Origin of the sequence: Burkholderia sp. Ac-20392, from assembly GCF_017104585.1 — a bacterium.
GTDB lineage: Bacteria > Pseudomonadota > Gammaproteobacteria > Burkholderiales > Burkholderiaceae > Burkholderia > Burkholderia lata.
In genome coordinates this window covers 1-7,021 of record NZ_JAAGPB010000438.1, presented here as the reverse complement: position 1 = coordinate 7,021, position 7,021 = coordinate 1, and the positions used below count along the sequence as shown (strand labels likewise).

General features: G+C 66.7%; 8 protein-coding genes. 5 read left to right on the top strand and 3 right to left on the bottom strand.

Going from position 1 to position 7,021, the window contains the following annotated elements:
* Positions 1–188: gamma-glutamyltransferase (locus G3N99_RS31355; RefSeq protein ID WP_206124315.1), on the bottom strand; the 188-nt coding region annotated here is incomplete at its 3' end.
* A gap of 222 nt (positions 189–410) precedes the next feature.
* On the opposite strand from G3N99_RS31355, the gene G3N99_RS31350 reads away from it, so the two are divergent.
* Together G3N99_RS31350 and G3N99_RS31345 are read left to right on the top strand one after the other, a co-directional pair.
* Positions 411–1,190 carry a DeoR/GlpR family DNA-binding transcription regulator gene (locus G3N99_RS31350; protein WP_174940301.1) on the top strand — a complete coding sequence of 260 codons (780 nt, stop codon included), beginning with the start codon at positions 411–413 and terminating at the stop codon, positions 1,188–1,190.
* 303 nt (positions 1,191–1,493) lie between these two features.
* Positions 1,494–1,691 (top strand): hypothetical protein, encoded by a 198-nt coding sequence (locus G3N99_RS31345; protein ID WP_006751304.1) that lies wholly within the window; start codon positions 1,494–1,496, stop codon positions 1,689–1,691.
* A gap of 90 nt (positions 1,692–1,781) precedes the next feature.
* Here the strand turns inward: G3N99_RS31345 and G3N99_RS31340 are convergent, their stop codons facing one another.
* On the bottom strand, positions 1,782–2,150 hold the full coding sequence (locus G3N99_RS31340) for a hypothetical protein (protein ID WP_041492947.1): 369 nt from the start codon (positions 2,148–2,150) through the stop codon (positions 1,782–1,784).
* Positions 2,151–2,312: 162 nt separating this feature from the next.
* Between G3N99_RS31340 and glpD the strand changes: the two genes are divergently transcribed.
* The 3 genes from glpD to G3N99_RS31325 all read left to right on the top strand — a co-directional run bounded on the left by glpD (position 2,313) and on the right by G3N99_RS31325 (position 6,241).
* A complete protein-coding gene (gene glpD / locus G3N99_RS31335; protein ID WP_206124314.1) occupies positions 2,313–3,836 on the top strand; it encodes a glycerol-3-phosphate dehydrogenase in 1,524 nt (507 codons plus the stop codon).
* 104 nt (positions 3,837–3,940) lie between these two features.
* A complete protein-coding gene (gene glpK / locus G3N99_RS31330; RefSeq protein WP_174940296.1) occupies positions 3,941–5,443 on the top strand; it encodes a glycerol kinase GlpK in 1,503 nt (500 codons plus the stop codon).
* Positions 5,444–5,524: 81 nt separating this feature from the next.
* Positions 5,525–6,241, top strand: a complete 717-nt coding sequence (locus G3N99_RS31325) for an MIP/aquaporin family protein (protein ID WP_174940294.1) — start codon at positions 5,525–5,527, stop codon at positions 6,239–6,241.
* Between the two features lie 191 nt (positions 6,242–6,432).
* Here G3N99_RS31325 and G3N99_RS31320 read toward each other — a convergent pair.
* A partial coding sequence (locus G3N99_RS31320; protein ID WP_206124313.1) for an oxidoreductase C-terminal domain-containing protein occupies positions 6,433–7,021 on the bottom strand: 589 nt, incomplete at its 5' end.

Sequence of the window (7,021 nt, the reverse complement as noted above, 5' to 3'; positions counted from 1 at the left end):
CACGACACGGGCTCGACGACCGTGAGCGCGGCCGCGGCGGCCAGCGCCGCGTCGACCGCGTTGCCGCCCTTCCACAGCATCCGCAGCCCGGCCTGCGCGGCGAGCGGGTGCGACGTCGACACGACGTTGCGCGCGAACACCGGAATGCGGGTCGTCGGATACGGGTTGTGCCAGTTGAAGCCAGTCATCGATTCCACCTCGTCGAAAGCTGAATGAACGCGCCGGACGCGCGCCCGCGTGCGCGGGCAATCCGCCATTGCAGCGCGATCGGCGCAATCGCACAAATTCATTTATCAAATGAATCAATGCCATTTACGCATGAATAACGGGCGACCATGCGGGCCGGGCCGGCCTAAGGTCGTTGCCGCCCTTACAATACTCGCTCCGTCTCACGACACGACCATCGAGCCATGACCCGAGATCCCCGCCTCACCCTCAACGCGCGCCAGCAGGAACTGCTCGAATGGGTGCAGCGCGACGGCTTCGTGACCGTCGACGATCTCGCCGCGCACTTCGCGGTGACGCCGCAGACGATCCGCCGCGACGTGAACTGGCTCGCCGACCTGAACCTGCTGCGCCGCTACCACGGCGGCGCGAGCCTGCCGACCAGCTCGGAGAACGTGTCGTACACGGCACGCCAGCGGATGTTCCACGACGAGAAGCGGCGCATCGCGGCGCTCGCGGCGTCGCACATTCCCGACCAGGCATCGCTGTTCATCAACCTCGGCACGACCACCGAGGAAGTCGCACGCGCACTGAACCGCCACCACGGGCTGCACGTGGTCACGAACAACCTGAACGTCGCGTCGATGATGAGCGGCTACCCCGACTGCGAGGTGCTGATCACGGGCGGCATCGTACGGCCGTGGGACAAGGGGATCGTAGGCGAACTCGCGATCGACTTCATCCGCCAGTTCAAGGTCGACTACGCGATCATCGGCACGTCGGCGATCGAAGCCGACGGCACGCTGCGCGACTTCGACACGCGCGAGGTGCGTGTGGCCGAGGCGATCATGCAGCATGCGCGCACCGTCTATCTCGTGACCGACCATTCGAAGGTCGGCCGTCCCGCGCTGGTGCGCCAGGGCCACCTGAGCCAGGTGCACGCGCTCTTCACCGACAAGCCGCTGCCGCCCGAAATGGCCGACACCGTCGCGGCCGCCGGCACCCAGGTGTACGTCGCGGAGTGACCGCGCCGATGCTGCACCGCACCCGAAACTTCAAGTGAAATCAAGAAGTTGGCGTCGCAAGCGAACCGCTTGCGCGTGGCCCGGCTGTCAAAGGGAAAATTAACGGGGCACGATTTGTCGTTGCCTGCGCGCTCGACTAGACTCCAGTTCCCCGGCCCGTTCCGCCGTTCCGCCTGTGCCAGGGCGCGGACGAATGACATGGCCGGCGAATGCAGCTTTTCCCCCCAAGCCATACCCCGACGGGTATCGCGCGTCGGCTTTTGCGCCGGCCGCGCGGGCTGACTGGTCGCCATGGAGAGAACGATGCTGAGTCCGCATGAATTCGCCACGCTATTGCTTGTGAAGGACGCTCCCGATCAAACCAACATGGATCGGGACGAGATCGACGCACTGCTCGAACAGCAGCTCGTTCGTCTGGAAGGACTCGGATCGGGGCGCAAATACTGCGTGACCGAAACCGGCGACGCCGCGCTGCGATCCATCAAATACCGCTATTCGTAAAACCACACCGCTCGTGACCTGACCGCGCCGCCCGCATTCGGGCCGCGCGGCCATTCCCGTTTTCCGCTCGCCGCCCCGCCGCAGCCTGCCTCAGCCGCCGCGCAGCGTCGGATCGACCGCCGCCCGCCAGCTGATGGCCTGCGCGCGCGCACCGTTGAAATACGCGATCCAGCCGGCCCGCGTCGCCGCGTCAGGCGCCGCATAGTGCGTCGAAAGTTCGTTTACGAACGCACAATAGTTCGCTTCGGTCAGCCCGCGATACCGTTTCGCGACGTACGCGTCGTACAACGTCGAGTAGACCGGCTGCGCGTCCGCGCCCCAATCCCGTGCCGTGCCGCCGCACGACGTCTGCAGGTCGACGAACGACGGCGTGCGCCAGTTGCCGACGAGCGGCGGCATGCCGGCAGTACACCCCGCCAGAAGGACGGCGCACACGCCGGCCCACATCCCAATACGCATGATTCACCTCGTGAAACGGTCGATTCCGCCAGTATCGTCCGGGATCGCGCCGCGCGCTACTGGCCCCGCTTTATCGAACTTTACTTTTTCGATTTCGTTCGTTAAATTTCGAATTCGAACATTTTCTGTTCAACCATTTCCATCAGACGATAAGGACAGCAGGTGACCCAACCGAATCGCTACGATCTGCTCGTCGTCGGCGGCGGCATCAACGGCGCGGGCATCGCGCGCGATGCGGCCGGCCGCGGCCTGTCGGTCATGCTCTGCGAGCAGGACGATCTCGCGTCGCACACGTCGTCGTCCAGCACGAAGCTGATTCACGGCGGCCTGCGCTACCTCGAGTACAATGAGTTCGGGCTCGTGCGCAAGGCGCTGCAGGAGCGCGAGACGCTGCTGCGCGCGGCGCCGCACATCATGTGGCCGCTGCGCTTCGTGATGCCGCACATGCCGAACCTGCGTCCGGCCTGGCTGATCCGCATCGGCCTGTTCCTTTACGATCACCTCGCGAAACGCGAACTGCTGCCCGGCTCGCGCGGCATCGACATGCGCCGCCATGCGGCCGGCGCGCCGCTGATCGATTCGATCAAGCGCGGCTTCGTCTATTCGGACGGCTGGGTCGACGACGCGCGCCTCGTCGTGCTAAACGCGATGGATGCGAAGGAGCGCGGCGCCGAGATCCTGACGCGCACGAAGCTGGTGTCCGCCGAACGCCGCGGCGACGAATGGGAAGCACGACTGCAGCACGCCGACGGTTCGATCCGCGTCGTGCATGCGCGCGCGATCGCGAACGCGGCCGGCCCGTGGGTCGGCGACGTGCTGCACGGCGCGCTCGGCCGCGGCGCGCACCACAGCGTGCGGCTTGTGAAGGGCAGCCACATCATCACGCGCCGCCTGTTCGATCACGACCACGCGTACATCTTCCAGAACCCGGACAAGCGGATCATCTTCGCGATTCCGTACGAACACGATTTCACGCTGATCGGCACGACCGACGTCGAATACACGAACGATCCCGCGAAGGTCGCGATCGATCGCGACGAGACGCAGTACCTGTGCGACTCGATCAACCGCTACTTCAAGCGCAAGATCGCGCCGGCCGACGTGCACTGGACCTACTCGGGCGTGCGCCCGCTGCTGGAAGACGAGAACGCCACGAACGCATCGGCCGTCACGCGCGACTACCGCCTCGAGCTGGACGACGGTGCGGGCGCCCCGCTCCTGTCGGTGTTCGGCGGCAAGATCACGACGTTCCGCAAGCTCGCGGAAGAAGCCGGCGACATGCTGTGCCGCGCACTCGGCCGCGACGCGAAGACCTGGACGGCCGGCGTCGCGCTGCCGGGCGGCGACATCGCAAACGCGAAGTTCGACGCATTCGCCGACACGTTCGCCAAACGCCATGCATGGCTGCCCGCTGCGCTCGCCCGCCGCTATGCGCGTGCCTACGGCACGCGCGCGGAGCGCGTGATCGACGGCGCGAAATCGCTCGCCGAGCTCGGCACCGAAATCGCGCCGGGCATCTACGACGCCGAACTGCGCTACCTGCGCGACGCCGAATGGGCGACCCGCGCGCAGGACGTGCTGTGGCGCCGCTCGAAGCTCGGCCTGCACGTGGCGCCCGGCACGCTCGACGCGGTGACCGCCGCGGTCGACGCGTGGTTCGCCGCCGCGCACGCGCCGCAGGCGTGATCCGAATGCAGTTGCAGTTGCCGTACCGACGTTGACTCACCGACGCGCCGCCTCACGCGGCGCGCATCACAACTAAGCCAAATCCACGGATGGAGATGAGAGACATGCAGGATCAGTACATCCTCGCGCTTGACCAGGGCACCACGAGTTCCCGCGCGATGCTGTTCGATCGCCAGGGCAATATCGTTTCGATCGCCCAGAAGGAATTCGAGCAGATCTACCCGCAACCCGGCTGGGTCGAGCACGACCCGCAGGAAATCTGGTCGACGCAAGCCGGCGTCGCCGCCGAAGCCGTCACGCGCACGGGCCTGAACGGCACGTCGATCGCCGCGATCGGCATCACCAACCAGCGTGAAACCACGATCGTCTGGGATCGCGAGACGGGCCAGCCCGTCTACAACGCGATCGTCTGGCAGGATCGCCGCACGGCCGACTTCTGCGATTCGCTGAAAGCACAGGGCTTCGAAGCGAAAGTGCGCGCGAAGACCGGCCTGCCGATCGATTCGTACTTCTCAGGGACCAAGATCCGCTGGATTCTCGACAACGTGCCGGGCGCACGCGAGAAGGCCAAGCAGGGCAAGCTCGCGTTCGGCACCGTCGACAGCTGGCTCGTATGGAACTTCACGAAGCACGAACTGCACGTGACCGACGTGACGAACGCGTCGCGCACGATGCTGTTCAACATCCACACGCGCGAGTGGGACAACGAACTGCTCGAGCTGCTCGACATCCCGCGCAGCATGCTGCCGGAAGTGAAGGCGTCGTCGGAAATCTACGGCCACACGAAGACCACCGTGTTCGCGTCGAAGATCCCGCTCGCGGGCATCGCGGGCGACCAGCAGGCGGCGCTGTTCGGCCAGATGTGCACGCAGTCCGGCATGGTGAAGAACACCTACGGCACCGGCTGCTTCCTGATGATGAACACCGGCGACAAGCCGATCGAATCGAAGAACAACCTCGTCACGACGATCGCCTGGCAGATCGGCGACAACGTGCAGTACGCGCTGGAAGGCAGCATCTTCATCGCGGGCGCGGTGGTGCAGTGGCTGCGCGACGGCGTCGGCATCATCAAGTCGGCCGCTGAAATCGAAGCGCTCGCCGCGAGCGTGCCGCACACCGACGGCGTCTACCTGGTGCCCGCCTTCGCCGGCCTCGGCGCACCGCACTGGAACGCGCGGGCGCGCGGCTCGGTGTTCGGCGTCACGCGCGGCACGACCTCCGCGCACCTCGCACGCGCGGCGCTCGATTCGATCGCGTACCAGTCGCTCGACGTGCTGGCCGCGATGGAAGCCGATTCGGGCATCAGCATCGGCGAGCTGCGCGTGGACGGCGGCGCGAGCGCGAACGACCTGCTGATGCAGTTCCAGGCGGACCTGCTCGGCGTCGACGCGGTGCGTCCGCAGATCACCGAGACGACCGCGCTCGGCGCGGCCTACCTCGCGGGCCTCGCGATCGGCTACTGGAAGAACCTCGACGAAGTACGCGACCAGTGGCAGCTCGATCGCCGCTTCTCGCCGTCGATGCCGAAGGAGCACGTCGAACGCTGCATGTCGGGCTGGCAGCGTGCGGTGCGTGCCGCGAAGGCATGGGCCGACGACACCCAGTAATCCTCACATACTTAAACGAAATACAACAACACCGGCGGACCGCGCAACGCGCGAGTCCGCGATGACATACGAGAGACAACCATGTCACCTTATATTGCAGAGTTCATCGGCACAGCGATCCTCGTGCTGCTCGGCAACGGCGCGGTCGCAAACGTGCTGCTTGCAAAGACCAAGGGCAAAGGCGCGGACCTGATCGTGATCGTGATGGGCTGGGCGATGGCCGTATTCGTCGCCGTCTACGTGACCGCATCGTTCAGCGGCGCGCACCTGAACCCGATCGTCACCATCAGTCTCGCGCTCGCGGGCAAGTTCGCGTGGGCGAAAGTCGGCGGCTACATCCTCGCGCAGATGCTCGGCGGGATGGCGGGCGCGCTGCTCGTGTGGCTCGCCTATCGCCAGCACTTCGCGAAGGAAGCCGATGCGGACCTGAAGCTCGCGGTGTTCTGCACGGCGCCCGCGATCCGCAGCGTCACGCACAACGTGCTGACCGAAGCGATCTGCACGTTCGTGCTGATCCTCGGCGTGCTGTACCTCGCGTCGCCGCAGGTCGGCCTCGGCGCGCTCGACGCACTGCCTGTCGGCCTGCTCGTGCTCGGCATCGGCATCTCGCTCGGCGGCCCGACCGGCTATGCGATGAGCCCCGCGCGCGACCTGTCGCCGCGCATCATGCACGCGCTGCTGCCGATCCCCGGCAAGCGCGACAGCGACTGGCGCTATGCATGGGTGCCCGTCGTCGGCCCGCTGCTGGGCGGCGCCGCGGCGGCCGGCCTGTACCTGCGTCTGCACGCAATGGCCTGAACGCGGGCCTGTGACGAAGCGCGTGGCAATCGACCAACGCGCGCTTCGGGAACAGGCTCTTTCGCCTGACCGCCGGCACGCCGGCATGGCGGCGCGGGTATCGCACCCGTGCCGCTTCTCCCCTCCTTCGTACTCGCTCCCACGGCCCGTGGCTCGCGCCAGTTGCGCATTGTGCGCATCGCATCGCTTCGCTACCTGCCGCCCGCCTCGCCGATCAGCGATTTCAGCTTCACGTTCACGTCCGCCACTGCGGCAGGCGTCACGTCCGCCCCACGCTCGACCAGCATTCGCGCAACCCGCATCTCCTTGACGAATCCCGACGCTCGGCCGAAGCCGCTCGCGGCGACGAGCCGCGCTCCGGCGTCGAAATGGAAATGGATTTCCGCGTCGTCGCCGAGCACGCGCGCGACCGATCGCTCGCCAAGCGCCGGCTCTCCGGCCACCTGCAACTGCGCGTCGTATTGATCCGACCAGAACCACGGTGTCTCGCGATATGGCTCGTCGGCGCCGAGCATGTTGCGCGCAGCGACGCGCGCCTGGGTCTCGGCGCCGTGCCACGTCTCCTGCCGGACCGGCCGCCCCGACAACGCACTCGGAAACACCGCGACGTCGCCGGCCGCGTAAATGCCGCGCGCCGACGTCTCGAGCCGCGCGTTCACGACGATGCCACGCTCGACGGCGAGGCCCGCATCGCGCGCCAGCTCGTCGGCCGGCTCGATGCCGATGCCGGCGACGACCGTGTCGGCGATCAGCGTGTCGCCGTCGTCGAGCACGACGGCA